General features: G+C 70.3%; 3 protein-coding genes. 2 read left to right on the forward strand and 1 reads right to left on the reverse strand.

Annotated elements, in window-relative coordinates:
• Positions 1-238, forward strand: a 238-nt coding sequence (locus RMO40_RS15695) for a M3 family metallopeptidase (protein ID WP_309723321.1), incomplete at its 5' end; no start/stop codon positions are given.
• A gap of 31 nt (positions 239-269) precedes the next feature.
• The gene (locus RMO40_RS15700) at positions 270-881 is read left to right on the forward strand and encodes a DUF4124 domain-containing protein (RefSeq protein ID WP_309723325.1); all 612 of its coding nucleotides are present in this window, start codon (positions 270-272) and stop codon (positions 879-881) included.
• 550 nt (positions 882-1,431) lie between these two features.
• Here RMO40_RS15700 and RMO40_RS15705 read toward each other — a convergent pair.
• The coding region (locus tag RMO40_RS15705; protein WP_309723329.1) for an acyl-CoA dehydrogenase family protein at positions 1,432-1,609 on the reverse strand (178 nt) is incomplete at its 5' end.

Below are 1,609 nucleotides of genomic sequence, written 5' to 3' on the forward strand. Positions count from 1 at the left end.
CATCTTCGCCGGCGGCTATTCGGCCGGCTATTACAGCTACAAGTGGGCCGAGGTGCTGTCGGCCGACGCCTGGAGCGCGTTCGAGGAAGAGGGCGCGCTGTCGGTGGCGACCGGCCGTCGCTTGCGTGAACAAATTCTCGAAGCGGGCGGCAGCCGCAGCGCACTCGAAAACTTCACCGCCTTCCGCGGCCGTGAACCCCGCATCGACGCCCTGCTCCGCCACCAAGGGATGTCTTGAAGCGCAGCCCCGTCGCGGTTAGATTCGGGGCATGAACACTTCCTTCGTTGCTGCTGCCACCCTCGGCGCCTTGCTGGCGCTCGCGCCGCCCGCGGCGCACGCCCTGTTCAAGGTCATTGGGCCGGACGGCCGCGTGACCTACACCGACCGCGCGCCACAGGGCAACGAAGGCAAGGTGCAGCCGGTGAGCCGCGAGACCGGCCGCGCCAGCGACCCGGCACTGCCGTTCGCACTGCGCCAGGTGGCCTCGCGTTTCCCGGTCACGCTGTACACCATGAAGAACTGCGGCGAAGCCTGCGCCCTCGGCCGCGCGCTGCTGGCCAAGCGCGGCGTGCCTTACATCGAGCGCGTGGCCGAGACCGACGAAGACCGCGAAAGCTGGGCGCGCACGGTCGGCGGCACCGAAGCGCCGGTGCTGAAAGTCGGCGAGCAGTCGTTGCGCAGCTTCGCCCCTGTGGCCTGGGAAGAAACCCTCGACGTGGCCGGCTATCCCCGCACCTCGTTGCTGCCGGTGAATTATTCGCCACCGGCACCGGTGCCATTCAGCGAGCGCAAGGCGGCAGCCCCTGCCGCGCCGCGGGCTGCCCCTGCCGCACCGGCCCCGGTGGATCCCGCTGCGAATCCGACGGGCATTCGGTTCTAAATTTCGGAGATTGCGCAGGCAAGCCCGCGGGCCGGCCAGCGCCGGGGATCGGATGCGACGCCCCGCTGCGCGGGGTCCGCTGCGGTGCTCGCGCCGAGGTCGCGCCGCAAAACTCCCGCCGCTCACTGCGTTCGCTGTGGTCGAACAGTTGCGGCGAGTCAGATCACGAAGCGCGCTGCGCGCGCCGACCTCGGCGCTGCGCTCCTCGCCGATCGCATGACTCACCCCGGCGCTGACCGGCCCGCGGACTTGCCGAGACGTGGCGCAGCGCCAAGAGTCCTCGCGCGTGACAGTCGTTCCCGCAAGGCCGGGGCTGGGTGGCCGTCGGGTGCGCCTTTGAGCCGGCGCGGAGCGCAGGGCTCGGGGCCCGCGCGCGCAGCGCGCTTCGTGCTCTGACTCGTGGCGGCTGTTCGAGCGCAGTGAGCGCAGCGAACGCAGCGAGTTCGGCCACGGGGCCCCGAAACCGAGCACCGCAGCGAAGTCGCTGCAACGCAGCGACCGTCTCAGCGAAGCACGCGGCGGCTGCCCAGACCCGGCCTTGCTGACGCCCTCAGCCCGCATGTCGCCCCAACTCCATCTTCGCAATCGCATTGCGGTGCACTTCATCTGGCCCGTCGGCGAAGCGCAAGGTGCGGGCCACGGTATAGAAGTAGGCCAGCGGAAAGTCCTGCGACATGCCGGCACCGCCGTGGGCCTGCATCGCCCAGTCGATGACGCGGCAGGCCATG

The sequence above is a fragment of the Rhizobacter sp. genome (assembly GCF_031412075.1).
In the GTDB taxonomy this organism is placed as follows: Bacteria; Pseudomonadota; Gammaproteobacteria; order Burkholderiales; family Burkholderiaceae_C; genus Rhizobacter.